This window comes from Steroidobacter sp., from assembly GCF_036402275.1.
Classification (GTDB): domain Bacteria; phylum Pseudomonadota; class Gammaproteobacteria; order Steroidobacterales; family Steroidobacteraceae; genus Steroidobacter.
On sequence record NZ_DASWTF010000009.1, the window covers coordinates 39,809 to 65,892 of the forward strand.

Sequence of the window (26,084 nt, forward strand, 5' to 3'; positions counted from 1 at the left end):
TCACGAGGCACGACGCCATTCTCGTGCCTGCCACCCGCGCGCGTTTGATCGGTCTTGCGGTCAGCGCGCCGGCGCGTTCACCAGGGCTTGATCGAGAATGCCGCGGTCGGCGAAATGGGTTTTCATCACCGCGTCCCACCCCCCGAAAACCTCCTCGACGGTGACTAGTTTCACCGGCGGGAACTGTGCGGCGTACTTCTTCGCGACATTGGCATCGTGAACCCGGTTGTAGTGCCTGGCGATGATCTCCTGTCCTGCCGGGCTATACAGATAACGCAGGTAAGCGGTGGCGGCGGCGCGAGTGCCCTTGCGATCCACCACTTTGTCCACCACCGCGACGGGGAAGTCGGCGCGCAGGCTCATCGAAGGAACGACTTCCTGCAGGTTGCTCTTGCCGTATTCGCGACGGATGGCCGTGATCTCACTTTCGAACGTCACAAGAACATCGCCGATGCCGCGTTCGATGAACGTGGTCGAAGCGCCGCGTCCGCCAGTATCGAACACCGGCACGTTCGCGAGCACCCTGGAAACGAAATCTTTCGCCTTCGCGGCGTCGCCTTTGTTCTGCGCCAGCGCGTATGCATACGCGGCGAGATAGGTGTAACGACCGTTCCCCGACGTCTTCGGGTTGGGAAACACCACTTGAATGCCGGGCCGGGCGAGATCGGACCAGTCCTTCACCTGCTTGGGATTGCCCTGGCGCACCAACAGCACCGGCAAGGAATAGAACGGCGAGGAATTGTTGGGCAGACGTTGACGCCAGTCGGCGCCGACCAGTCCTCGGGTATGCAGTAACTGGATGTCGGTGACCTGATTGAACGTCACCACGTCGGCGGGCAGTCCATCCGCAACCGCTCGTGCCTGCTTGGAAGAGCCGCCGTGCGACTGGCGAATCTTCACCTTCTGCTGGGACGTCTTGTTGTACTCGGCGATAAACGCCGGATTGATATCGTCGAACAATTCACGCGCCACGTCGTATGACGCGTTGAGCAGCTCCTGCGAGAACGCCGCCGGAGCGAGCAACAAGCCGAGCAGAACCCACCAGGGACGAATCTTCATACACGCCGCGCGATAGTTTCAGGAGCAGCGATTCTGCAGGCGCCCATGGGGCGTGTCAGTAACGTCGCGGTGATAAGGACGTTATCGGCGGTTATGAGACTTCGGCGGGATTGTTTTAGAAATCGAGGCGGCGTCACTGTGACGCCGCCCCTTTGCTCCGCGATCGAACCAACTCGGGTCGAAAGATTACTGCGCCGGCGGAGGCGGCGTAGTGCCCTGATCGGGCGGCGGCGTAGTGGTGTCCGTCGGCGGCGTCGTCGTATCCGGCGGCGTATCCGACGGAGTCGGGCTCGGAGCCGGTTCAGCCGGCGCTGGCGTCGTCGGCGCGGTATCGGCCGGCGGCGTGGTCATGTCCGCACTGTCATCCTTTTTAGCGCAACCGGCCGCGAGCAACAGAGCTGACACGGCAAGCAAAGCGTAGGCACGCATGTCTTCATCCTCCACAGAGTGTCCGATGGATTCGGGTCCCCTACTAAGCGGTCAACCTCACCGATGGTTCCAAAACGGTGTGCATTGATAATGAATGTCAATGTTTCGTCAATGACGTCCACTGCGTCGACCGTCTCGCGATCTTTATAATGCCTGCATCACACACACGCCAGTCGTCGCAACGATGCAGCAGAGCACACGCTTGATCGAGCTGAGTCACGTCATCGAAGACGGCATGCTGACTTATAAAGGCCTGCCTGCGCCGGTGATCTGCGATCACATCAGTCGGGCCCAATCCAGACAGACCTATGCAGAAGGCACGGAATTTCAGATCGGCAAGATCACGCTGGTCTCCAACACCGGCACTTACATCGATACGCCGTTTCATCGTTTCGAAGCCGGTTTCGATCTGTCCGGCCTGCCACTGGAGTCCATCACCGAAGTCGAAGGTGTCGTCGTTCGGCAACTGAACAGATCGTCGCGCGCCATCTCACGAGCTGCGTTCGAAACGGTGGACGTGGCGGGCAAGGCCGTGCTCGTTCATACAAACTGGGCGATGCATTGGCGGACGGATCGATATTTCGAGGGGCATCCGTTCCTCACCAGCGACGCCGCCGAATACCTGCGCGATCGCGGCGTGACCCTGGTGGGCATCGATTCCTATAACATCGACAACACGGACGACGGCCACCGCCCCGTTCATACAGTGCTGCTCGGCGCTGGCATTCCCATCGTCGAGCACATGCGTGGGCTGGAACAGTTGCCCGATTCAGGGTTTCGCTTCTCGGCCGTGCCGCCAAAGATCAAGGGAATGGGCACGTTTCCGGTGCGCGCCTATGCGGTGTTGAAACCATAAGCCTTTCGCCAGGGATCGACCGAATGTCCGCAACCGCCCGCGCCATTTTGCATGCCTTCCTGGAGCGCGAGTTCATCCGGCAAGTGGAATTTCTCGCCGAGCTGGTGCGCGTGCCCAGCGACAATCCTCCCGGCGATTGCTCCTCCGCGGCTGAACGGGCGCATGAGCTGCTGGAAAGTCTGCTCGATCTGGAGGTCGAAACAGATGTAGTACCTGCAGCCACCGCGAAAGCAGCTGGCATGATCTCGGCGACGAATCTCATCGTGCGCCGGCGCTTCGGTCACGGCGGACCGACCATCGCACTCAACGCGCATGGGGACGTCGTCCCACCTGGAAACGGCTGGACGCGCGACCCTTACGGCGCGGAGATAATCGACGATCCGGAGCACGGGTTGGTGATGTTCGGCCGCGGCGTCGCCGTGAGCAAATCGGATTTCGCGACTTACACGTGGGCCTTGCTGGCATTGATCGAGTTGCAAAAACAAGGCGTGCCTTTGAACGGCGTCGTCGAGCTGCACTTCACCTATGACGAAGAAACGGGCGGCAACGTCGGCCCGAAACGCCTGCTCGAACAGCGGCTGAGCAAACCGGACCTCGCGATCTGCGCTGGCTTCTCTTATGCCGTGACGAGCGCGCACAACGGTTGTCTGCATCTGGAAATCGTCGTCAACGGCAAAGCCGGTCATGCGGCCCTACCGTCCTCGGGCGCGGATGCGCTGGAAGCGGCGACGGATATCCTCAATGTTTTATATGAATATCGCGATGAGCTGTCGCGACGTCATTCCAAGGTGCCTGGCATCACGGCGGCGACGCTCAACGTCGGTCTCATTCAAGGCGGCATCAATACCAACGTCGTGCCCGATCAAGTGACGCTGCGCCTCGACCGTCGCATCATCCCGGAAGAATCAGGCGCGACGGCCGAATCTCATTTGCGCGAGCTGATCTTAGACGCCGTCGCTCATCGCCCCGACATCACCGTCGACATCAAACGCATCCTGCTCGCCGAACCGTTGCTCGAACTCCCCGGCGCCGCTCGCATGATCATCTCGCTGCGCACGCATGCCGAAGAAGAATTCGGCGTCGCAATTCCCGTGCACGGCGTGCCGCTGTACACGGACGCAAGACACTACTCCACTGCTGGCATTCCCACCGTCCTCTACGGCGCTGGCCCGCGAACCTTGCAAGAAGCCAACGGGCACGGGCCTGACGAATGCCTGCGCCTCGACGACCTCAGAAAGGCCACCGCTGTAATCGCACTGACGCTCGCTGATCTAATGCGAGGAAACTAAGACAAGAAGAAGTCTTCCCCGACCGGCTTGTTCGCAAGGATCTCTTCCCGAGTCAGCCCCTGAAGCTCGTGAGGGAACACCAACCATTGATCCGTCTCGCGAACGTAGTAGTCCGGCCGCAGCGAGCTCTTATTCCGGGTGGGTTTGTAGTAAACCGTCGCGATCCTCACATGCTCGGGCATGTTGCGGCGGCAACGGCGCTGCAACTCGGCGACGACGGCTTCGAGACTGCGACCTGAGTCGAACACATCGTCGATCAACAGCAACCGGTCCTCGAAGGTCAACCTCGACACCAGATAGTCGATCGCGTGCACGCGCACGGTTTTCGCCTGCCGATCCATCGCCGTGTAAGACGAGGTGCGAATCGAGATGTGATCGCACTCGATGCCGTTGAACTCCAGCACCTCTTGTACAGAGATGCCTATCGGCGCCCCGCCACGCCAAATGCCCACCAGAAACGACGGGCGAAAGCCGCTGCGCACGATCTGCAAGCCCAGCGCCAGCGAGTCCCGCAGCAGGGATTCGGCCGAGATATAGGTTTTTTCCATGGCCTGATCATACATCGTCCGCCGAACTCGCTTACACTGTCGACCTGCTTTCGTAGACGAGGTTGACAGCATGAACTGGCTCGAACGCGACGCCGCCGCCGTGTGGCACGGCTTCACTCAAATGGACTGCTACGGCGCGAACAGCCCCGTGATCGTGGAGCGGGCCGAAGGCCGGGAGCTGATCGACGTCGAGGGTCGCCGCTACCTGGACGCCATCTCGTCGCTATGGGTCACGACCCTCGGTCATCGAGTCCCCGAGCTCGACCAGGCCCTGCGCGACCAGCTCGATCGCGTCGCTCACTCCACCATGCTCGGCAACGGCAATCGCATCGTCATCGAGTTCGCAGAGGCGCTGGCGCGGGTCGTGCCCGTCGATCGAGCACACACATTGTTTGCGTCCGACGGCGCGGCCGCCGTCGAGCAGGCGCTGAAGATCGCGTTTCAGTACTGGACCAACAAGGGCGAACAGGGCCGCACCACCTATCTCGCCTTCGGCGATGGTTATCACGGCGACACCATCGGCTCGCTCTCTTTGGGCGGCGGCGGCTTCGGTACTCAGATCTTCGATCCACTGCGCTTCCCGGTGATCCGCGCCCCCTCCTTCTCCGAGCCCGGCGCCCTGCGCGCCGCTGCCGAGATGGTTCGTGAGCATCATCGCAAGCTCGCCGCTGTGGTCATCGAACCGCTGGTGCAAGGCGCGGCCGGCATGTTGATCGCGCCCGCCGATGATTTCGCCGCGCTCGGCAAAGCGTGTCACGAGACTGGCGTGCTGCTCATCTGCGACGAGGTCGCGACGGGCTTCGGCCGGACCGGCACTTTGTTCGCATCGGAACAGTGCGGACTGCGCCCGGACCTGCTGTGTCTCGGCAAGGGAATCACCGGCGGTTATCTGCCGATGTCGGCAACGGTCGCGTCCCAGCGAGTGTTCGCTGCCTTCCTCGGACCTGATCTAAGCGAGAAGACGCTGTATCACGGCCACTCCTATGGCGGTAATGCGCTCGCCGCCGCGGTCGCCCTCAAGCATTTACAGCTGATGACGTCTCTGCCCGTCCTTGACAACGTTCGTGAGCGCTCCAGCCAATTGCGCGTGGCGCTGGAGACGCGGATCGGCCCGTTCAAGCGCGTTAAACAAATTCGGCTCGCGGGACTGATGGGCGCGGTCGAGTTAGATACGAGCGACGACCCCAAGCTCGCGCGCCGAACCGGTGCAGCTATGGTGAAGCGAGGCGTTCTTTCGCGCTCCATGGGGCCCGTGATCACCATTGTTCCGCCACTCACCATCACCGCAGCGGAGATCGAGCGCATCGTCGCCACTCTGGCCGCAGCCCTCCAGGAGACGACATGAGCGCTTGGAACCTCTGGGCCGAACGCGAGCTCGCCGGCCTGCGCGCCATCAGCAGATATCGCGAGCCGATCCCGTTCGACGGCGACGGTCCCTTGGGCCAGGTGGGCGATCGAGCGCTGATTTCGTTCGCATCCAACGATTACCTGGGCCTGGCGTCGCATCCGCAGGTCAAGCTCGCCGCGATTTCGGCGATCGAGCGCTTCGGCACGGGGGCGATGGCCTCCCGTCTGGTCGTCGGCACGCGCAGCCTGCACGTCGAACTGGAATCCGAGCTCGCGGGATGGAACCTTTCGGAGCGCGCACTCGTGTTCTCGTCCGGGTACTCGGCGAACCTCGGCGCGCTAACAACTTTAGGCGAACAGGATGTGACGCTTTTCAGCGACGAGCTCAATCATGCTTCCATCATCGACGGCTGCCGCCTGGCGAAGGCGCGCACCGCGATCTATCGCCATTTGGATCTCGAGCACCTGCAGAGCCTGCTTAGACAAACTCCAGGTCGCAAAGTCGTGGTCACCGAATCGGTGTTCTCCATGGATGGCGACACCGCGCCGCTGTCGGCGCTCGGGGAATTGTGCGTGGAGCACGGAGCATTACTCGTGATCGACGAAGCGCACGCCGCGCTCGGCCCCAAACTCCGGCCGATTCGCGGGCTGGAGGTCTTGCACGTCGGCACGCTTTCGAAGACGCTAGGCTCCTTGGGTGGGTTCGTGGCTGGGTCCGGGCGCCTGATCGAGTTACTCGTCAATCGCGCGAGGACGTTTATTTTCACCACGGGCCTGTCACCCGCCGACACGGCCGCCGCATTGGCGGCAGTGCGAATCGTTCAAAGCCAGGAAGGCGACCAATTGCGAGCAAGGCTGCGTTCTCTCATCGACAGGCTTCGTCCGGGTCATCCGTCGGCCATCGTGCCGGTGATCCTCGGTGAAGACGCCGCGGCGCTGGCTGCGGCCGCGGAGCTCAGAGCCATGGGCATCCATGTGCCGGCGATTCGCCCACCGACCGTTCCCAAGGGAACGGCACGGCTGCGCGTCGCGCTCTCCGCCTCGCATACCGAAACCATGGTCAGCTCGCTGCAAGGCGCGCTCGCTAAACTCAACTCCGTTCACTCGACTCCGCTCCACGCATGACTCTGATTGTTTCCAGACCTTCCCTATTGATTGGTGTCATCGGTACGAACACGGAAGTAGGAAAGACCTGGGTGACCTCGCAGCTTTTGGCGACGCTGAAGCTGCGCGGTGCACGAGTAGCCGCACGAAAACCGGTGCAGTCGTATGCGCCGGACGATATCAATACCGACGCTGCCCGCCTCGCCGGCGCGAGCGGCGAAGACGTAGCAGACATTTGTCCCGCGCATCGTTGGTATCCGTTAGCGCTGGCTCCGCCGATGGCGGCTAACGCGCTGGGGCGCGGCCCGGTGTGGATGTCGGAAATACTCAGCGAGCTTCGGTGGCCGGCGAATGTCGACATCGGATTCGTGGAGACAGCGGGCGGCGCGCGCTCGCCGCTCGCATGCGACGGGGACAGCATCGATCTGCTGCGGCGATTGGAAGTGGATCAGATCTTGCTGGTGGCCGACGCCGAGCTCGGCACCATCAACTCAGTGCGATTGACGCTGGCGGCCGTCGGCCAGATGCCGACCGTGGTTTATTTGAACCGTTTCGATCCTAACAACGAGCTGCATGAATTGAACCGGCGCTGGCTGATCGAGCAGGACAAGCTCACGGTGATCACCAACGTGCACGCGCTGGTCCTCAGCATCGAAGAGTCTTGCAGGACGACCACCGGTCAGAGCAAAGCACGCACGCCAAGGCCGGACTGCTGCGCGCGATGATAGATCGCATGGGCCGCGGCCAGATCCTGTGCCGCGATGCCCAGCGATTTATACACGGTGACTTCATCTTCGGCGGTGCGGCCCGGCACGCTGCCATTGAGCACTTCACCGATCTCACCCCGAATGTGTTTGGCGGCGTTCGAGCCCATCGCCCCCAACAGCTCGCCGGCTTGAGCCAGCGCCGAGCCGCGAAAGTCGACGAAGAAGCTGCTGCGCAAGACTAACGCGTCGTCGGCTTCGCGCGCGGCGGCCGAACTTGCGCCAACCAGATTCACGTGCGCACCTCGAGCGATCCATGCGCCTTCGAGGATGGGCTCGCGCGAGCCCGTCGTCGTGCAGACGATATCGGCATCGGCCACGGCATCGCGAATCGTCTCGCACACTTCGATGCGCGGCTGCCCAGGAAGTGCCTCGCGATCGGCGAACGCGCGTGCTTTGTCTGCCGATCGGCCCCAGACGCGAATCGAACGCAGCTTACGAACGATGCTGATCGAATGCAGATGCGCAGCCGCCTGCTCGCCCGTGCCGATGATCGCAAGATCGCCCGCGCCTTCCGACGATAGCGCCTTGGTGGCCACTGCGGTGGCAGCCGCCGTACGCATACCAGTGATCGACGCAGCGTCGATGACTGCGAGCGGCACGCCTTCACGCGGATCGAACAGAACGACCACGCCCATGTGCGACGACAGGCCGCGCTGCGCATTCGATGGATAAACGGCAATGACCTTCGCGCCCATGCTGGCTGGCTCGTCGAGATAGCCAGGCATCACCGCCATGATGTTTTGAGTTCCCGGCGGGATGCAGCCGATGCGCAATGGCAGTTGCGCGCCGCCTCGCGAGACTTCGCGCATGGCGCTCTCGACGACGGGAATGCAATCCCGCATGGACAACAAGCGCCGAACATCGGCGCCGCTGATGACTAGCAGTTCCGTCGAGGTGGTATGACTCATGAAACTGGAGGTTCCCGGTATTCGCGCAATCCGTCCGCGAGTAACGCCAGGCCCGCGGCGAGCTCCTGATGAGATTGACCGAATCCCAAGCGAATGTGACCGGGGGCGCCAAAGAAATCGCCGGGCGCCAGGCCCAATCGTGACCGTTCCCACATCCAGGAAGCAAAACGCCGCGTGTCCTTGACCTGCGTCAGGCGCGGGAAATACATGCAACCATACTCCGGAACCGCTCCGGCCATCAGCCCTTCGGCCTGCAACCGACGCACCGTCTCGACCAACAACGGTCGATTGCGCGCCAACACCGAGCGCCAGTGCGCTCCGAATTCCGCGATGTCGTCGAGGATCAGGGCCGCGATGCCATGAGTGATTTTGGAGGAGCCGATTTCAAATTCGGCATACACCGGGCGCAAACGTTGTAATACGTCGTCAGCGGCGATCAGCCAGCCGCACTTCAAACCGTGCAAGCCATACACCTTGGTGAGGCTGCTGACGCTGATGAAACATGGGTCGATGCGCGCCGCCGGCCCGCTGCGAACGTTACTCGGCACGAAGTCGCCATACACCTCGTCGACCAGAACCGCCACGCCATGTTTGTTGGCGACACGGGCGATGTCACGAAGGGCGGCGTCGTCGAGATAGGCGCCAGTGGGATTGTGTGCGTTGGTCAGCACGATCAGCTCGGTGTTGGGCTGAATCAATGCCTCCAGTTGCTCGAGGTCGACGCCATGGCCCGGCTCGAGTCTCGGCAGGAAACTGATGCTCGCGCCACGGCTCTTGGCAAAGCGTGGCAACAATTCGAAATAAGGCCGTTCGATGATGACGTGCGCGCCCGCCTTGAGATACGCCGTGTAGACGTGCCAGATGGCGCCCGTGCAACCCGTCGTCGTGAGGATGCTGCGCTCATCGACGCCGTAACGCTTCGCGATCGCGGCGATGAGCAGCGGGCTGCCCCAACCGAAGGTGCTGCGGAATGGCGAGGGTTGGCCAGCGTCAAACGCCTGACGCGCCCGTGAATATAACTGCGCGGTCGGCTCCAGGATGGTGCTGTCGAACAGCAGCCGGCCCTTCTCGCCCGCGGTCAGCAGCGCCGACAGCTCGCGATACCAGCCGACATAATCCGGATTCGCGAACACGTCGTCCGCCGGGGCTCGTGTTGCCGGCCGCCCCGACTTGGAACGCGCTGGTTCGCTCGATGGCGGGGCCGGCGGCCGCACCGATTCCTCTTGCAAGACAGATCTCCCACGCGGGACTTCGTTCATTGTCGGATTCACCCCGGGAGATTTCTTTTCGTTTTTTCCCACCGAGGCCCTCCACCAGGGATTGTTCATGCACGGGGCAGTGTGACGTGCTGCCACCTATGCGCTGCCCGCGCCAGTTCGCGCCCTACAAGGGCAAGAAATTTCTCGACGCGGTCCGTACTCTGGCCGCCTTATGAAAACCAGACTGCTGCATGCTGTTGCCATCGGGGTCGCCACCCTTTCCACTCCGCTGTGTCCCGCGGCTCTGGCCCAGCCTGAAACGCAGGCGCAAACGCCCGCTCCGCTACGGGCCTTCACCACAGAGCACCGCGGAACCTTCAACGGCGTCAAGCTGCGGTACAGCGCCAACGTCGGCGAAATCATTCTGCAGGATGAGACCGGCACACCGACGGCGAGCCTGTTCGCGACGTCTTATGTTCGTAAAGACGTTAAACCGCGGGATATTCCACAACGTCCCGTGTTGTTCTTGTTCAACGGGGGGCCAGGCGCCGCGTCGATGTGGTTGCACGTGGGCGCGTTCGGTCCGAAACGCGTCAAGTTGCCGCAAGACGTTGCCGCCGATGTGACACCGCCGTTTCAGCTCGTGGACAACAGCTATACGGTGCTGGACGTGGCCGATGTCGTATTCATCGATCCGCCGGAGACCGGCTATTCGCGTGTGCTCAGCGGCGTGGATCCGAAGCAGTTTCGCTCGGCTGCCGGCGACGCCAAGGCCATCGCGCAGTTCATCGTCAAATGGAGCGAAAGCAACAGTCGCGACGGCTCGCCTAAATATGTCTTGGGCGAAAGCTACGGCACCATTCGCGCCACGCTGGTCGCTGAGGAGCTTGCGAAGCAACGTCCGCTTGCGGGTGTGATCCTGTTCGGCCAGGCAGTCAATATCGTCGAAACCGTCCAGCGCTCCGGCAACATCGTGGGCTACGCAGTCAATCTGCCCGCGCTCACCAGCATCGCTGCGTATCACGGCCGCATCGATGTCGCGGGTCGTTCGCAGCAGGCGTTGATCGACGAGTCCTATGACTTCGCGATGACCGACTATCTGACCGCGCTCGCTCAGGGAAATCGATTGTCACAGCCCCGCCGCGAGCAGATCGCCGCGCGTCTGGCCGCTTTGACGGGCATCGGCGCCGAGTATTACCTCGCCAACGGTCTGGCGATCTCCAAGGAGAAATTCCGCTCGGAGCTGTTGAAGGACAAGGGACTGATCGTCGGCATGTACGACGCTCGTTATACCGCTCCTGCGGCGGAGCCCGGCAAGCGCGCAAGCGATCCTTCGATGAAGGTGCAGCCTGCATTCGTCGCTGCCGTCACGGATCATCTGAAGAACAATCTGCGCGTGACGTTGAACGACGAGTACCGTTCCGTCGATGCAGCGATTCGCGGACCGAACGCGTGGGATTACGGCGCGCCGCCCTCGCCCTTTTCCGATTACGACTTCCCGGCCGCGATCTCACATGTGATGAGCGCGCAGCCGGAGTTTCGTTTGTTCATCGGCACCGGCGTCTACGACACGACGACGACGTTCGGTCCGGTGCGATACATGGTGACTCGCAGTAACTTTCCCGCCGCTCGCGTCGTCGTGCGTACTTACGAAGGCGGCCACATGGCGTACACCAGCGAGGCCGCCTTGAAGGCGCTGACCGACGATGTGCGTCAGTTCATCGGCTCACGATGAACGCACGCACCGCCTGAGTGAATCGATCGAGATTCTCGTCGCCATCGAACACGGTGTGGCCGGTCGCGAACTCCGCGACCACCAGCCGCTCCGGCGGAATGCCGGCGTGATCCAGGATGTAACGTCCGGCGTATAGCGGCGTGGTGATGTCGTAGTAGCCGGCGCCCCAGAAGGCACGCAACTCGGGGCGCTCCTTCATGGCCTTGCCCACCAGGCCGGCGGGATTCGCCAGTGCGTCACCCTTGAACTGCCACTTCGAATTCACTTCCAGATTCAGCGTGCGGTAGTTGTCCGTCGCTGGGAATTTAAGCTCGCGTGTGAAGTAGTCGTGAACCAGCGGCGCGGTCGAGCCGCCCGCGAACATCGAAGGATCATCACGCGGCGGCTTCTTGTCCGCGTACTCAGCGAGTGCACCGGTCGCACGAGCATCGAGTTGGCCGGTGCGCAGGCCGCGATCCTTGAGCAGGTTCAACATGAACTCCGGCTTGCTGATGCGAAGATTGCTGTCAGCGATGAAGTCGGCAGGCAGACCGATGCGCCTCGATAATTCCTGCGCGATTCGTGACTTCTCCGCAGCGGGCAACGAATCGCCCTGAATCAATGCCGCGATGTAATCGGTGCGCGCGAACTGCACTGTCTCAGCGAAGATCTGCGCCGGCGAACGCCCTTGCGCATCCGTCTTGCCATGGAATGCCGCGGTGACCGCGAAGGTGGGCAACGTGATCACGTAGGGCATGTCGGGGCCGTCCGGACCACCGGTCATGGACAGCAGCAACACGCCGCGCAACGGCAGGTCGGGCGCCGAGCTCACAATCTGGGCCGCACGCGTCGTGCCGTAGCTCTCGCCACAAATAAACAGCGGCGACGCCTCGCGATTGTTTTCTTTGCGCCACTTCTTGATGAAGGTGACGACCGAAGCCGCATCGCCCTCGATGCTCCAGAACGGCTGACCATCGACGCCCGGCAAAGGCCGCGAGAAGCCGGTGCCGACGGGATCGACGAACACCAGGTCAACTGTGTCGAGCGGGCTGTAGAGATTGTCGATGAGCTTGCGCTCGGTCGGCTCGCCGCCGATTCGTCGTGGGCCGAACGCACTCATGTGCAACGGCGACGATGACGCACCCGGGCCGCCGTTGAACACGAACATCACCGGCCGGCTGGCGCGATCCTTCACGTCCTCGCGAACGTAGGCCGTGTTGATCATCGACGCAGCCGCCTTGCCGTCCGGACCATCGAGAACGGTCTCGGCGACCGTCGCCGAGTACTTCACCCGCTGCTTGTTGAACGTGCCGACGTGTTTGGTCACGGCCGCCACTGGCTCGCGGGCCGCTTCGGAGGCGCTGGCCGCGCCGGCAGTGGCCAGGACCATGGCCAGGATCAGGACGATGCGCTTCATGGACATAGACGAGAGGCGTCCTTTACGGAGGGTGTCGGCGCGAATCCTATGCGGCACGGTCAGGTATTTCTTTTCGTTCAAAGCGCATCTACCTTGAGTTGAAGCATGCGTTATACTCCAGCGAGCCTGCTCGGAACATAAGCTATGCCATCCGAACTCGACACCATCGATTTGAAGATCCTGAGTCTGATGCAGCAGGACGCGTCGCTGTCCACGGCCGAGCTGGCCGAACGGGTCGGCCTGTCCCAATCGCCGTGCTGGCGGCGCATCCAACGAATGCGCGAGGAAGGCTACATCAAGGCGCAGGTGGTGATCGTCGACCGCCTCAAGCTCGGCTATCACATGCAGATGTTCGCGCAGATGAAAATGGCGCGACTGAGCGAATCGGAACGCGCCGACTTCGTGCGCGCCATCCAGAACATCCCCGAGATCCTCGAGTGCTACACGGTGTTCGGCGAGATGGACGTGATGCTCAAGATCATCGCGCCCGATGTCACCTGGTATCAGGAATTTATTTTCTCCACGCTGCTCAAACTGCCGGGCGTGCAGGACGTGCGTTCCATCGTCACGCTGGTGGAAACCAAGAGCACCACCGCCATCCCGCTCAAGGCGCGAAAACTGCGATGAACCTCACCCGACGAGCGGTGCTGGCCGGCGCCGCGGCCCTGCCGGCGATCTCCAAAGTTGCGGTTGCCGAAACCGTCGCGCCCGCGATGTTGCCGGCAAAGTCGGCGTTCGCTCGCATGCCGATGACATATCTCGATTCGGGCTCGACGCACCCGATGAGCCTCGGCGCGAAGGCCGCGCTGGAAGAGTATCTGCGCTACAAAACGCAGGATGGCTCGCTGCCCGGCTACAGCGTCAGCGCGATGGAAAAAGCCGTGCTTGCCAGCTTCGGCCGGCTGATCGGCGCGCAGCCTGAAGAGCTGTGCTTCGTGCAGTCGACGACCATGGGCGAGAACCTGGTGTTGCAAGCGTTAGGTTTTCCGCAAGCCGGCGGCCGCATCGTCACGGATGTGCTGCATTTCTTCGGCTCGTTCTACACCTACGGTGAGCTCGGCAAAGCAGGCATGGATGTTGTGACGCTGCCCATGACGAGCGAGGGACGCATCGACATGGCCGAGCTGGAGAAAGCGGTCGACGATCGCACTCGGCTCGTGTCGGTCAGCCTCGTGTCTACGATTAACGGCTTCCAACATGATTTGAAACGTGTGTGCGATATCGCGCACGCGCATGGAGCTTATGTTTATGCCGACATCGTGCATGCGGCTGGCACGGTGCCCACTGACTTGCGAGCCAGCGGCGTGGATTTCGCGGCGTGCTCTTCATACAAATGGTTGATGGGCGACTTCGGCCTCGGCTTTTTATATGTGCGGCGTGAAGTGCAGGACAAGATCCGTCGGCCCTGGTGGGGCTATCACCAGCTCGCCAGCTTCCGCACGCACGTCTTTCCCTTCGACGAACCCGGCCCGGGCGTCGCCAGTTATTCGTCATCTCCTGACACCGCTGGCCGGTTCGCCATGGGCACGACGTCATGGACCGGTGTCGTGCACTTGAATCACTCACTCTCTTGGCTGGAGAAAGTCGGCATCGCACAGATTCAGGCGTGGCGACAGCCCATGATCGATACCCTGCAAAAAGAGCTTCGCGCCCGCGGCTATCAACCAATGACGCCTTTGGACTCGAAAACTTCCATGGTCGCCTTCGCCCTGAAGGACGCGCGGACGAAGCTTGCCGACAAGCTCAAAGAAGCCAACGTCCGCATCACGGTGTCGCAAAACCGCTTCCGAGTGTCGGTCGCTGTGTTCAACGACATGAACGACATCGACCGACTGTTGGAAGTTCTGCCCAAGAAGCCGGCTTGATTCTGTATTGCCTGCCCCCCGAAAGAGTGGCACTAGCCGGGGTGCTGGCTCTGCACGGTCGGGGTGGGTCGGCGGACATGGGGCGGGCGCGCTTCAATGATTTCGAGCTGAAGACAGCTCGAAATCATTGGCGAGCCTTGCGCGACGGAGAGTTCGGCGTCACGGGTGTCAGTTGAGCCTTCCCACCTCTCCAGCCGCCGAACTGCAAACCGTCGCGCGGCGGCGCCCGCCAAATGTCCGCCGACCCACCCCGACCGTGCAGAGCCAGGCCCGTGGTAACTTGAAACGCCCACCGGACTTTGGAGTGGCAACCCCCTCCCGTGCACGGGAGGGGGTTAGGGGGTGGGTCTGCAACGCCGCGATTACAGCTTCGCCGGATCCGCGTCGAGGATCGCGGCGGCGCCTGACTTAACGACGCGAGCCAACGTCAACGCTTCGGGCAGAAGATTCGACGCGTAGAACCGTGCGATCTGCTGTTTGGCGGCGAAGAACTCCGGATCGTCCGACGCCTGGCGGACGGCGAGGTCGTGGGCTTTGGCGGTGAGCCAGCCGCCGACGGCGACGCCGCCGAGCATGAGATAAGGAACGCACGTTGCGAGCGCGCCATCAGGGTCCTTGAGGATCGCTGCTGTCGCTTCCTTCAGCGCGGCCACGCCTTCGAGTGCTGCGGCCTTGCTCGCGGCGACGCCTGCGTCGTTGGAAGAAAGCTTTTCAAGCTCCGCCTGCATATCGGCGATCAGCGCAAACATCGCAGCGCCATTGTCGCGGCCGACTTTGCGACCGACTAAATCATTCGCCTGGATGCCCGTCGTGCCTTCGTAAATCGGCGCGATGCGCGAGTCGCGCAGGGTCTGAGCCGCGCCGGTCTCTTCGATGAAACCCATGCCGCCGTGAACTTGAACACCGAGCGAGGCCATCAACACGCCCAGTTCGGTAGACCAGCCTTTGACGATGGGAATCAGCAAATCGCCGCGCGCCTGAGCCTTGGCCTTCTCATCGCCATCGGGCAGCTGCTTACCAAGATCCAACTGCAACGCCGCGTACAACGCGACGGACCGCGCCGCATCCGTATACGCCTTCATGGTGAGCAGCATGCGCTTGATGTCAGGGTGATACGCAATCGGCTGCACCTTCCCCTCAGGCACATTCTTCGTCTTCGGCTTACCTTGAACCCGCGTGCGCGCATATTCGAGCGACTGCTGATAAGCCCGCTCAGCAAGCGCATAGCCTTCGAGGCCAACGGACAAACGAGCGGCGTTCATCATGATGAACATATATTCGAGGCCGCGATTCTCTTCGCCGACCAGATACGCAATCGCCCCTTCCTTGTCACCGTACGACAGCACGCAAGTCGGGCTCGCATGAATGCCCAGCTTGTGCTCTATGGACACACATCGCACGTCGTTCCGCGCTCCGAGACTGCCATCGTCGTTCACCAGCACCTTGGGCACGATGAACAACGAGATGCCACGCACACCCGCAGGCGCGCCTTCGACGCGGCCGAGCACCATGTGAATGATGTTCGACGTGTAGTCGTGATCGCCGTAAGTGATGAAGATCTTCTGGCCGTACAAGCGATAGTGATCCCCTTCACGCACGGCGCGAGTGCGAATCGCCGCCAGATCAGACCCGGCCTGAGGCTCGGTGAGATTCATGGTGCCGGTCCATTCGCCGCTCACCATTTTCGGCAGGTACTTCTGCTTCTGCTCTTCAGTGCCGCAGCGATCGATGGCTTCGACCGCGCCCTGCGTGAGCATGGGACAAAGCTTGAAGGCGAGATTCGACGACGCCCACAGCTCTTCGACCGCCGTGCCCAGCATGATCGGCGCACCCTGCCCACCGAACTCCGCGTCGGCACGCAGCTGAGTCCAGCCGCCCTCGACGAACTTGCCGTACGCCGCCTTGAACTCGGCCGGCATGCGAACGCCCTCGGCAGTCCACTTGGCGCCAGTGCGATCGCCCACGCGATTGATGGGATCGAGCACCCCTTCGGCAAAGCGGGCGGCCTCCTCCAGCACGGCGTCGGTGAACTCGGTCGAATAGTCGGGCAGCCCCGGCAGTCCCACCAGCTTCTGGTCGCCAATGAGCTGGTGGATGGCGAAGCGGAGCTCTTTCAGAGGTGCTTTGTACATAGGAATATGAAAACTATCAGGGGCTACATGCTGCGCCGATACTGCCCGCCGACTTCGTACAGCGCGCGGGAGATCTGGCCAAGGGAACATACCTTAACCGCGTTCACCAGCTCGGCAAAGACATTGCCGCCCGACGTAGCTGCCTTTTGCAGCTTCGCCAGTGCCTCGGCCGTGTGAGCTGCATTGCGCTGCTGGAAGCTTTTCACGGACGCGACCTGGAAGTCCTTCTCCTCGTCGGTGGACCGAATCAGCGCGACGCTCTTGGTCGCTTCGGTGGCGTCGGTCTCCGAGAGGAACGTGTTCACACCGATCAGCGGCAGCGAGCCATCGTGCTTACGCTTCTCGTAATACATGCTCTCTTCCTGGATCTTGCCACGCTGATACATCGTCTCCATAGCGCCGAGCACGCCACCGCGTTCGGACAGCGACTCGAACTCACGATACACGGCCTCTTCCACCAGATCCGTGAGCTGCTCCAGGAAGAATGAGCCCTGCCAGGGATTCTGGTTGTTGTTCAGACCCAGCTCCTTATTGATGATGAGCTGGATCGCTACCGCGCGACGCACGCTCTCCTCCGTCGGAGTTGTGAGCGCCTCGTCATACGCATTCGTGTGCAGAGAGTTGCAATTGTCGAACAGCGCGTACATGGCCTGCAGCGTCGTCCGGATGTCGTTGAACTGAATCTCCTGCGCGTGCAGCGAACGACCCGACGTCTGCACGTGATACTTGAGCATCTGACTGCGCGGACCCGCGCCATACAGATCGCGCATGGCGCGCGCCCAAATACGGCGAGCGACGCGACCGATGACAGCGTACTCGGGATCCATGCCATTGGAAAAGAAGAAGGACAGGTTCGGCGCGAAGTCGTCGATCTTCATGCCGCGAGCGAGGTAGTACTCGACGATGGTGAAGCCGTTCGACAACGTGAACGCCAGCTGGCTGATCGGATTCGCACCCGCCTCGGCGATGTGATATCCGGAGATCGACACCGAGTAGAAGTTCCGCACCTTGTTGTCGATGAAGAACTGCTGCACGTCGCCCATCATCCGCAGCGCGAACTCGGTCGAGAAGATGCAGGTGTTCTGCGCCTGATCCTCCTTGAGGATGTCGGCCTGCACCGTGCCCCGCACCAGCGACATGGCCTCGGCGCGCAGCTTAGCGTGCTCTTCGGCAGTCAGCACGCCCGGCGCGATCAACTGATCGCTGGTGATGCCCAGCAAGGCAATACCGGAGCCGTCGTGCCCTTGCGGCAGCCCGCCGTTGTAGATCGCCGGCTCGAGCCCCTTGGAAGTCATTTCACCGCGCAGCGTCGCGATGCGCTTTTCCGCCGCGTCCCAGCGACCTTCGGCGCGCAGGAAACGTTCGACGCGCTGATCGATCGCCGTATTCATGAACATGGCGAGCAGCATCGGCGCCGGGCCATTGATGGTCATGGACACGGACGTGGTTGGCGCGCACAGATCGAAGCCGGAATACAGCTTCTTCATATCGTCGAGCGTCGCGATCGACACCCCTGAATTACCGGTGCGACCGTAAATGTCCGGCCGCGTGTCCGGATCTTCGCCATACAACGTCGTGGAATCGAACGCCGTCGATAGACGCGTCGCGCCGTGTCCGCTGGCAAGATAATGGAAGCGCCGGTTGGTTCGCTCCGGCCCGCCCTCACCCGCAAACATGCGGATCGGATCTTCTTCCTCGCGGCGATACGGATACACGCCGCCGGTGTACGGATAGCTGCCCGGCAGATTCTCCGAAAGGATGAACTGTAAAGTTTCGCCCCAGTCCTTGAACCGCGGCACGGCGATCTTCGGCATGGCGTTGCCACTCAGCGAAGTCACGTAGTTATCGCCGGTCACGACCTTGTCGCGCACCTTATAAGAATACTTCTCGTCGCTGACGCCGCTGACCCGCTGCGGCCAGCGCTTCAGCTCGCCCACGCCTTCAGCGCCGACTTCATCCAGCGCCTTGTTATAAGCGGCGCGCAGCTCGCGTCGAGTGGCGTCGATGGACTGATCGTTGAGCGCTTCCTCGGGGAATCGATCTAGCGGCCCCGGCAGACGCGCATCGTGGAGAGCGCGCAGCGATTCGTAGAGTCCCGACGCGCGGCGCGCAGCGTCGACCATCGCTTCGATGTTCGATCGAACTTTGCGACCGGCGCTCGCGATCTCGGCGAGATAGCGGCTGCGCGTACCGGGAATCAGCGGATCGCGCGACACGAACCTGGTCGGGCCTACATCGCCTGGCGACCACGGCTGCTCGCCCTGCTTCCCATTGAGCAACTTGCACAGCTCGGCAAACAGATGATTCACGCCAGGATCGTTGAACCGGCTGGCGATCGTCGGAAACACCGGAAGCTGCTCGTCCGGCAGGCGCGCGCGATCCGGATGATTGCGACGCCACTGCTTGCGCACGTCACGCAACGCGTCTTCGGCGCCGCGCTTCTCGAACTTGTTCAGGACGATCACATCGGCGAAATCCAGCATGTCGATTTTTTCGAGCTGGCTGGCCGCGCCATATTCGCTGGTCATCACATAAGCCGAAATATCGACCAGGTCCGTGATCTCGGTGTCCGACTGGCCGATGCCGGCCGTCTCGACGATGATCAGATCGAAGTTCGCCAGCCGCAGCAGGCCGATCACATCTTTGAGCACCGCGCTGGTCGCGAGGTTCTGCCGACGGGTCGCCAGCGAGCGCATGAACACATTGGCGGCGGCCAGCGAATTCATGCGAATGCGATCGCCCAGCAACGCCCCACCGGAACGACGCCGCGTCGGATCCATCGCCACGACGGCAATGTTTCTATCCGGGAAGTGCCGCACGAACCGTTGCAGCAACTCGTCGTTCAAGCTGGATTTACCCGCACCGCCCGTGCCGGTCAGGCCGATGACCGGCGCGCCCCCCTGCACCTTGGCAATCGCCTTGCGAATCTCCTGACTCGCCGCGTCGTCTTCGCCGGAGGCTTCGAGCAACGAAATGGCCTGCGCGAGCTGGTGATGATCGCGCGGATTCAACGAGCTTCCCGCGCTGAAGGCATAGTTCGGCTTGGCCGAAGCGGCGACGCGCTTCATCACATCGTCGATCATGCCGTCGAGGCCCATGCGCCGGCCGTCCTCGGGCGTATAGATCTTCTCCACGCCATGCGATTCGAGCGCCTGCACTTCGTGTGGAGCAATCGTGCCGCCGCCACCGACGATGACGCGAATGTGCTCGACGCCCTGCTCGCGGAGCATGTCCACCATGTAGGCGAAATATTCGTTATGTCCGCCCTGGTAGGACGACACGGCGATCCCGTCCGCATCCTCCTGAATCGCCGCCCGCACGATGTCGGCGACGCTGCGGTTGTGGCCGAGGTGCACGACTTCCGCGCCATGAGACTGCAGCAGCCGACGGATCATGTTGATCGCGGCGTCGTGCCCGTCGAACAACGACGCGGCGCTGACGAACCGGAGCGGGTGGGCCTCCGGACGGGTCGCTCGGTTGTCGGCACGGAACGGCAGGACAGCGGCTGTATTCATGTCGGCTCGCCTCGGGGCGAATTGATGGCATTTCAAGAGCAAAAGGGGCTGGAGCCCTAATTTACCCACGAGTATATTTAGACCCGCCCCACCGGGTCAATCAGGCCCCCCGGCCGGTCGGGCGGCACGTTATGATCGGGGCCTCGATTCTTCAGGAGCAGCGTCCCGGTGGCAGGTCGACAAGCGCGCAAGAGCAATCCGCAACGGGCCAGCGGCCCGGCCCTATGGGCCTCGGTCGGGGCGCGGGTGCGCGATCGGGAGCGCAAGCGGGACGCGGTCATCATGACCGCCGCGCGGGCGTTCCGGGAGCGCGGTTATCACAACACCTCGCTGGACGACATCGCGAGCGAGCTGAATGTCACCAAGCCGACGGTGTATCACTACGTCGAGAACAAGGAACAACTGCTGTTCGAATGTTTCCGCTCGGGCCTCGCGCTCATCATGAACGGCATCGAGGAACAACGAGAGTCGACCGCCACGGGCCGCGAGCGGCTGGCCGCCGTGATCGCGCGCTACGCCGAAGCCATCACTTCGGATTTCGGCTGGTGCATGGTGCAGGCGGAGAACCAGGACCTGAGCCCGACCATGAGCCGCAAGGTCAAGGCGCTCAAGAGCGAGATCGACCAGGGACTGCGCAGTTTGATTCGCGCCGGCGTCGCCGACGGCTCGATCCGCCCTTGCGATGAAAAGATGACGGCGTTCGCGCTGGCCGGTGCGTTGAACTGGATCGCGCACTGGTATCGCAGCGACGACAAACTCGCGGCCAGCGAGATCGCGCAACGTTTCATCGAGCTGTTCGAGCTAGGGCTGCAGCCCCGTTGAGGCGGAGCGCTCGGCGAGCGCTTTTTCAATCGCCGCCTGCAATTGTTGGAACACGTCGAGCATGCGCGGCTGATCGAACGTACCGGCCGCAACGAACCCCGCGGCCATGCGCTCCAGTTCGCCGGCGCGCTCGGCGATCTCATTGAACTGCAACATCGCGCCGCTGCCATGCATGCGATGAGTGAGCGTCTCGATCTCACGCACTACGGCCAGATCGCCGCCGGCTGCACTGTCGATCATGCCGCGCAGCTGAATCACTTCCTTGGTTACCCGGTCGAGATAGCGGCCGGCGATCTGGACCATTTTGGCGCGCAGCTCTTCCGGCGTGGTGGACATCAGAGTGTTTCCCAAATACCGAACACATGCTCGGCCAGCAGCATGGGATCGAAGGGTTTGGCGATCACCGCCGCCGCTCCGAGCGCGCGAAAGCGCGCCACTTCCTGCGGCATGGCCTTGGCGGTCATGAAGATCACCGGGATGGACTGCAGCTCGGGCTGGCTGCGCATCTGCTGCAAGGTGGTGGGTCCGTCCATGTTGGGCATCATGACATCGAGCAGCACCAGGTCGGGCCGGCTCGCCTGCATGCTTTGCAGAGCGTGCAGCCCGGAGTCCGCCGTGCTTATCGACAAGGTGGGCACCAGGCCCAGCGCCATCTGGACGATTTCCCGGATGTCGGGCTCGTCGTCGACGTACAGAATTTCGCGCAGATTGTCTCTATTCATTGCTGACGCGCGGCTCCCTGTTCATGGTCCCCGCCGGGGCGAGGCGCGAGCGGCGATTCGCCGGCGAGCAGCATCGTGTAGCGATTGCGACCGTCACGCTTGCTGGCATACAGACATTGGTCGGCGATCTCCAGCAGGCCCTTGAAATTGACCTCGTTCGAAAACATCTGCGCGGCCTCGGCGGCGCCGACGCTGATGGTAACCGGAATCGGGCCGGACGATGTTTCGACGGGCTGCTCGGCCATGCCGCTGACCAGACGTTGCGCGACGTTCTCGGCGCCGCGCAGATCGGTGTCGATCAGCACGATCAGAAACTCTTCTCCGCCATACCGACCGATCCAGTCGCAGGCGCGCGGCAACAACTCGCGCATGCGCCGATATGTGTTACGCAGGACCTCATCGCCGGTCGTATGGCCATAACGATCGTTGATGCGTTTGAAATAATCGATGTCGATTAGCAGCACCGTCAACGGATGATTGAAACGGCGCGTCCGCTCCAGCTCCAGCGACAGCTGTCGCTCCAGATAGCGCCTGCTGTAAGCGCCAGTGAGCATGTCGGTGTTCGCCATCTGACGCTTCTGATCGAGCGCGCGGCGCAATGCCTGCTCGAGACTGACGATACGCCGGGCGTTCCCCAGACGCGCCACCAGCTCGGGCGCCGAAATATTTCTTTTTCCGAGGTAGTCGTCGGCGCCGGCCTTCAAGCCGGAGACGATGTCTTCGCTGGCGTTGTGCGCGGTCAACAGAAAGATATAGAGATATCCCGGGTACTGCCCCTCGCGCGCCCGCTTGCACAGCGTGACGCCGTCCATGCCGGGCATGTTGCGATCGGTGATCATGATGGGACAGAACTCACGCTCCAGCAGCTGCAAGGCTTCTTCCCCGCTGGAGGCTACCGTCGTTTTATAGCCGGCCTCCTGCACGACCGCGACGAGATAGTCGCGCGCGTCGGCATCGTCATCGACGATCAGCACCCGCAGCTCGGGCCGCAGCGCGCTCAGTTCCAGCGTCATCGTCTGTTCGAACTCGCTGGGATCGGAATCCATGGCGCTTCAGCCTGTTTCACTACGCCGGGACGCCGGCAACGGCGCGACCCGCGCGCCCGCTTCGGCCTCACGCAACAGTGCTTCTATATTTGCGGAAATCTGCTGCGAAGGCCGCGTGTCCTCACCCGGGGTGAAAGACGCACACCCCACCCGCGCCGTGAACGAATCGATCGGCGTCTGCAACCCCGCCGCCAGCGCGGCGCTGAGACGCGCCCCCACGACAGTGGCGGCAGCCTTCGCGGTCTCCGGTAGAACGATCGCGATACGCTGCACGCCGTCGAGACCCCGATAACGAGTGGCAAAATCGATATCGACGCGGATGCTGGTGCTGACGATATCTATCGCTCGCGCCATCATGTCTGCAATGGCCGCGCCGTTGTCCGACTCCAACTGCAACACCAGCAGCGAAAGATTCCGACCGTAGCGCACGGCTCGCTTCACTTCGGCGCGCATGCGATCGGCAAGCACGCCGGTCGCCACATCGCTCACGAGGCTCGCGCCCTGCTGCTGCCTGACGGCATGCAGCGCCTGTCTCATTTCCACCGCGCGGAAAGCAGCGCGAATACCGGCGACGACTTTCGCGTCCGGGGCACGTTTGCTCAAATAGTCGTCGACGCCGGCAAAGTAGCCGCGCTCGTGCGAGCTGTCGTCATCGAGCACCGTGAGCATGATGATATAGGTATCGCTGTCGCCCTGGCCGCGCAGGCTCTCTGTCAGCCGAATGCCATCCATGCGGGGCATCTGCCAATCGGTGATCACCACAGGGAACGACTGGGTTTGCAGCAATTCGAGCGCCGCGCTGCCGTCGCTGACGGTGTGAGTCTCGAAGCCCAGCGCCCTGAGCCGGTCGGCCATCAGCTCCAGTTCCAGCTCGTCGTCATCGACCAGCAACACTCGCTGGGGCGGCCGCGCCGCCGATAAATCTGGGGGATGGCTCATGGGAGCGATCGCGTTGAATGCATATGTAAGCGTTGTCCGCAGCTTGGGCGCGTGCGCCGCCGCATGAGATCAGGTAGCCGATGGCGTTGGCATGAGTGATTGCCGTAATCCGCCGCCGACATGAGCCCCTTGGCAAAGGAGCGTATTTAACCGAGATGCAATAAGCGCCAGCATGCGCCCTGATCGAGAATGTGACGGACGATTCGACTGGCATTCGCGATCCGCCGTCGCGAGGGGCGTCATTGGACCGACCAGATCAAACAGAACAGAACATGCGAGACGAGCAGCTGCAGCTGTTGTTTGCAGCGCTGCCCTCGTCTCTGCTCGCCACGCTCGTGCTGGTGAGCCTGACCGTCGCCGTCGCGGCGCTGACCGGCGAGGTCGACGTGACGCTGACCGCGATTGCAGCGGCGGTCATCTCCATGGTTACCGCGTGCCGACTCGTGTTGTTGCTGGCTTACCGGCACCACCCGCGGCGTGAAAACATTGCATGGTCCAAGTTGTTTTTCATCGGCTGCGTCGCCGCCGGCACCTCCTGGGGCCTGGCCGCGGTGCTGGTATTTCCCGCGGGCGATACCGATGCGCAGTCCTTTCTGGCCTTCCTGATTGCAGGTGTCTCGGCTGGCGCGGTGACGACGCTGGCCGCCGACAAACGCGCGGCGCTCGGGTTCGTCCTGCCATGCGTCGTGCCGCTTGCGGTCCGGCTGGTGATGGAGCCCGGCGCATTCGGCACCACCATGGGCATCATGACCGGGTTGTACGCGTACGTGATCGCTTCGGCGGGGTTGCGGCTGAGTCAACACATTCGCGAGAACATCCTGCTACGGCTGCAGGCCAGCGAGCAGCAACGCATTCAGGAACGATCCGAGCGCGCGCTCGCCGTTGCCAATCATCAGCTGCGCGACTTCATCGACGCGGCCGATCACGTCGCCATCATCGCGCTGGACAACAGCGGCATCGTCATCATGATGAATCGCGGCGCCGAGAAAATGCTCGGCTATGCCGAGCGGGAACTGGCTGACAAGCTGACCTTGGAGTTGCTGCTGGACGCGGATGAGTTGCAGGACATCGCCACCGATCTGAGCACGCCGGAGCGCCGTTCGTTCGGGCTGCCCGCACTGCTGGAGCATAGCCGCCAGACCGGTTCCTTCCGTCGCGAGTGCCTGTTCGTGGCCAAGGACGAACGCCGGGTGCACGTCGATATGGTGCTGACGCCGACGCACGGCCACGCCGACGTCATTACCGGTTTCCTGGTCACCGCCATCGACATCGGCGAGCGCAAGCGCGCCACCGAAGCGTTGACGCGCATGAACGAACGCTTCGCGCTCGCGACTCATTCCGGCGGCATGGGTATTTGGGATTGGGACATCAGGGGCGACACGCTGACGTGGGACGACCGCATGTATGAGATCTACGGCGCGCCACGCGACCTGACACCCAACATGGAATACATGATGCGCATCTTCCATCCGGAGGATGCCGAGCGAGCACGCAGCGAGTTGATCGCCGCGCTCAGCGGCAAGCAGCCTCAGTTGCGCACGACGTTCCGCATCATCCGTCCCAGCGGCGAGGAGCGCGTCGTCAGCGCCTCGGGACTGACCCTGCGCAACGCGAGCGGCCGCGCCATCCGCATGACGGGACTGATCTGGGACATCACCGACGTGCAGCGAGTCGAACGAATGAAGAACGAGTTCGTCGCGACGGTGTCGCACGAGTTGCGCACTCCGCTCACTTCCATTCGAGGCTCGCTGGGCCTGGTCGCCGCGGGTGTGGCTGGCAAGCTGCCTGACCGCGCGGCGGGATTGGTCAGCATGGCGTTGAACAACTGCGAGCGCCTGACGCTGCTGATCAACGACATCCTGGACATGGAAAAACTGGAGTCGGACAGGCAGCGCTTCGACATGCGCCGCATGGACGTGAGCGAGCTGGTGATGCGCGCGCTGGAAGAAAATGCCGGCTTTGCCCAGTCGCTGAGCGTACGCTTCGTCACACCCGAGCCGCTCTGCAGTGCCCCGGTGCTGGTCGATCCCACGCGCTTTTTGCAAGTCATGGCAAACCTGCTGTCGAACGCCAGCAAGTTCTCGCCAGCGGGCGCCAACATCGAAGTGACGGCCCGCTGTCTCAAAGATCGCGTGCGCGTCGCCGTGCGCGATTTCGGCAAGGGCATTCCGCCGGAATTCCAGCCGCGTATTTTCCAGAAGTTCTCTCAGGCCGATTCCTCGGACTCGCGCAGCCGCACGGGCACCGGCCTCGGGCTCGCCATCAGCCGCGCCATCGTCGAGCGGCTGGGGGGCGAGATCGGCTTTGAAACCGGCCCGGGCGGCACGACGTTCTACTTCGAGCTGCCGGATGCCGACGACGTGGCGGCGCAGACCGCCGCCTTGCATCAGTCCAAGGTTTCGTGAA

Annotated in this window: 22 protein-coding genes; 10 read left to right on the plus strand and 12 right to left on the minus strand. The window is 62.5% G+C overall.

Annotation, left to right across the window (positions count from 1 at the left end; all coding sequences use genetic code 11):
• Window positions 1-60 precede the first annotated feature (60 nt).
• Both VGD45_RS02795 and VGD45_RS02800 read right to left on the minus strand, forming a co-directional pair.
• On the minus strand, window positions 61-1,059 hold the full coding sequence (locus tag VGD45_RS02795) for a sulfate ABC transporter substrate-binding protein (RefSeq protein WP_331153744.1): 999 nt from the start codon (window positions 1,057-1,059) through the stop codon (window positions 61-63).
• Between the two features lie 186 nt (window positions 1,060-1,245).
• The gene (locus tag VGD45_RS02800) at window positions 1,246-1,488 is read right to left on the minus strand and encodes a hypothetical protein (protein WP_331153745.1); all 243 of its coding nucleotides are present in this window, start codon (window positions 1,486-1,488) and stop codon (window positions 1,246-1,248) included.
• A 184-nt stretch (window positions 1,489-1,672) separates the two neighbouring features.
• On the opposite strand from VGD45_RS02800, the gene VGD45_RS02805 reads away from it, so the two are divergent.
• Both VGD45_RS02805 and VGD45_RS02810 read left to right on the plus strand, forming a co-directional pair.
• Window positions 1,673-2,344, plus strand: a complete 672-nt coding sequence (locus tag VGD45_RS02805) for a cyclase family protein (protein ID WP_331153746.1) — start codon at window positions 1,673-1,675, stop codon at window positions 2,342-2,344.
• A gap of 23 nt (window positions 2,345-2,367) precedes the next feature.
• The gene (locus VGD45_RS02810; protein ID WP_331153747.1) at window positions 2,368-3,633 is read left to right on the plus strand and encodes a M20/M25/M40 family metallo-hydrolase; all 1,266 of its coding nucleotides are present in this window, start codon (window positions 2,368-2,370) and stop codon (window positions 3,631-3,633) included.
• Here the strand turns inward: VGD45_RS02810 and VGD45_RS02815 are convergent.
• Complete coding sequence (locus VGD45_RS02815) at window positions 3,630-4,181, minus strand: phosphoribosyltransferase (protein ID WP_331153748.1); 552 nt, start codon at window positions 4,179-4,181, stop codon at window positions 3,630-3,632. The two genes, VGD45_RS02810 and VGD45_RS02815, sit on opposite strands and share 4 nt — an antisense overlap.
• A 70-nt stretch (window positions 4,182-4,251) precedes the next feature.
• On the opposite strand from VGD45_RS02815, the gene bioA reads away from it, so the two are divergent.
• The 3 genes from bioA to VGD45_RS02830 are packed head-to-tail and all read left to right on the plus strand — an operon-like array spanning window position 4,252 to window position 7,357.
• Window positions 4,252-5,526 carry an adenosylmethionine--8-amino-7-oxononanoate transaminase gene (bioA, locus tag VGD45_RS02820; protein WP_331153749.1) on the plus strand — a complete coding sequence of 425 codons (1,275 nt, stop codon included), beginning with the start codon at window positions 4,252-4,254 and terminating at the stop codon, window positions 5,524-5,526.
• On the plus strand, window positions 5,523-6,653 hold the full coding sequence (locus VGD45_RS02825) for an 8-amino-7-oxononanoate synthase (protein WP_331153750.1): 1,131 nt from the start codon (window positions 5,523-5,525) through the stop codon (window positions 6,651-6,653). Before bioA ends, VGD45_RS02825 begins: the two co-directional genes overlap by 4 nt.
• A complete protein-coding gene (locus VGD45_RS02830) occupies window positions 6,650-7,357 on the plus strand; it encodes a dethiobiotin synthase (protein ID WP_331153751.1) in 708 nt (235 codons plus the stop codon). Before VGD45_RS02825 ends, VGD45_RS02830 begins: the two co-directional genes overlap by 4 nt.
• Here the strand turns inward: VGD45_RS02830 and VGD45_RS02835 are convergent.
• Window positions 7,312-8,307 carry an ornithine cyclodeaminase family protein gene (locus VGD45_RS02835; protein WP_331153752.1) on the minus strand — a complete coding sequence of 332 codons (996 nt, stop codon included), beginning with the start codon at window positions 8,305-8,307 and terminating at the stop codon, window positions 7,312-7,314. The two genes, VGD45_RS02830 and VGD45_RS02835, sit on opposite strands and share 46 nt — an antisense overlap.
• Window positions 8,304-9,536: a pyridoxal phosphate-dependent aminotransferase gene (locus VGD45_RS02840; protein WP_331153753.1), complete on the minus strand. Its 1,233-nt coding sequence runs from the start codon at window positions 9,534-9,536 to the stop codon at window positions 8,304-8,306. Before VGD45_RS02840 ends, VGD45_RS02835 begins: the two co-directional genes overlap by 4 nt.
• Window positions 9,537-9,738: 202 nt before the next feature.
• Between VGD45_RS02840 and VGD45_RS02845 the strand changes: the two genes are divergently transcribed.
• Entirely contained in the window at window positions 9,739-11,241 is a 1,503-nt protein-coding gene (locus VGD45_RS02845; protein WP_331153754.1) for a S10 family peptidase, read from the plus strand.
• Here the strand turns inward: VGD45_RS02845 and VGD45_RS02850 are convergent.
• On the minus strand, window positions 11,225-12,637 hold the full coding sequence (locus VGD45_RS02850; protein ID WP_331153755.1) for a S10 family peptidase: 1,413 nt from the start codon (window positions 12,635-12,637) through the stop codon (window positions 11,225-11,227). The genes VGD45_RS02845 and VGD45_RS02850 overlap by 17 nt on opposite strands.
• A gap of 144 nt (window positions 12,638-12,781) precedes the next feature.
• Here VGD45_RS02850 and VGD45_RS02855 point away from each other — a divergent pair, with 144 nt between their 5' ends.
• Entirely contained in the window at window positions 12,782-13,264 is a 483-nt protein-coding gene (locus VGD45_RS02855) for an Lrp/AsnC family transcriptional regulator (RefSeq protein WP_331153756.1), read from the plus strand.
• Window positions 13,261-14,502 (plus strand): aminotransferase class V-fold PLP-dependent enzyme, encoded by a 1,242-nt coding sequence (locus VGD45_RS02860; protein ID WP_331153757.1) that lies wholly within the window; start codon window positions 13,261-13,263, stop codon window positions 14,500-14,502. Before VGD45_RS02855 ends, VGD45_RS02860 begins: the two co-directional genes overlap by 4 nt.
• A 362-nt stretch (window positions 14,503-14,864) precedes the next feature.
• Here the strand turns inward: VGD45_RS02860 and VGD45_RS02865 are convergent, their stop codons facing one another.
• Together VGD45_RS02865 and VGD45_RS02870 are read right to left on the minus strand one after the other, a co-directional pair.
• Entirely contained in the window at window positions 14,865-16,634 is a 1,770-nt protein-coding gene (locus tag VGD45_RS02865; protein ID WP_331153758.1) for an acyl-CoA dehydrogenase, read from the minus strand.
• A gap of 23 nt (window positions 16,635-16,657) precedes the next feature.
• The gene (locus VGD45_RS02870; RefSeq protein ID WP_331153759.1) at window positions 16,658-20,149 is read right to left on the minus strand and encodes a methylmalonyl-CoA mutase family protein; all 3,492 of its coding nucleotides are present in this window, start codon (window positions 20,147-20,149) and stop codon (window positions 16,658-16,660) included.
• A 168-nt stretch (window positions 20,150-20,317) separates the two neighbouring features.
• Here VGD45_RS02870 and VGD45_RS02875 point away from each other — a divergent pair, with 168 nt between their 5' ends.
• Entirely contained in the window at window positions 20,318-20,971 is a 654-nt protein-coding gene (locus tag VGD45_RS02875) for a TetR/AcrR family transcriptional regulator (protein WP_331153760.1), read from the plus strand.
• Here the strand turns inward: VGD45_RS02875 and VGD45_RS02880 are convergent.
• Genes VGD45_RS02880 through VGD45_RS02895 form a run of 4 tightly spaced genes read right to left on the minus strand, consistent with a single transcriptional unit; the run spans window position 20,951 to window position 23,678 of the window.
• Entirely contained in the window at window positions 20,951-21,307 is a 357-nt protein-coding gene (locus VGD45_RS02880) for an Hpt domain-containing protein (protein WP_331153761.1), read from the minus strand. The two genes, VGD45_RS02875 and VGD45_RS02880, sit on opposite strands and share 21 nt — an antisense overlap.
• Window positions 21,307-21,693, minus strand: a complete 387-nt coding sequence (locus VGD45_RS02885; protein WP_331153762.1) for a response regulator — start codon at window positions 21,691-21,693, stop codon at window positions 21,307-21,309. Before VGD45_RS02885 ends, VGD45_RS02880 begins: the two co-directional genes overlap by 1 nt.
• Complete coding sequence (locus VGD45_RS02890) at window positions 21,690-22,739, minus strand: diguanylate cyclase (protein ID WP_331153763.1); 1,050 nt, start codon at window positions 22,737-22,739, stop codon at window positions 21,690-21,692. The genes VGD45_RS02885 and VGD45_RS02890 overlap by 4 nt, the downstream gene beginning before the upstream one ends.
• Before the next feature lie 6 nt (window positions 22,740-22,745).
• A complete protein-coding gene (locus tag VGD45_RS02895) occupies window positions 22,746-23,678 on the minus strand; it encodes a response regulator (RefSeq protein ID WP_331153764.1) in 933 nt (310 codons plus the stop codon).
• A 272-nt stretch (window positions 23,679-23,950) separates the two neighbouring features.
• Here VGD45_RS02895 and VGD45_RS02900 point away from each other — a divergent pair, with 272 nt between their 5' ends.
• Window positions 23,951-26,083 carry an ATP-binding protein gene (locus VGD45_RS02900; RefSeq protein ID WP_331153765.1) on the plus strand — a complete coding sequence of 711 codons (2,133 nt, stop codon included), beginning with the start codon at window positions 23,951-23,953 and terminating at the stop codon, window positions 26,081-26,083.
• The last annotated feature ends 1 nt before the right edge of the window (window position 26,084 follow it).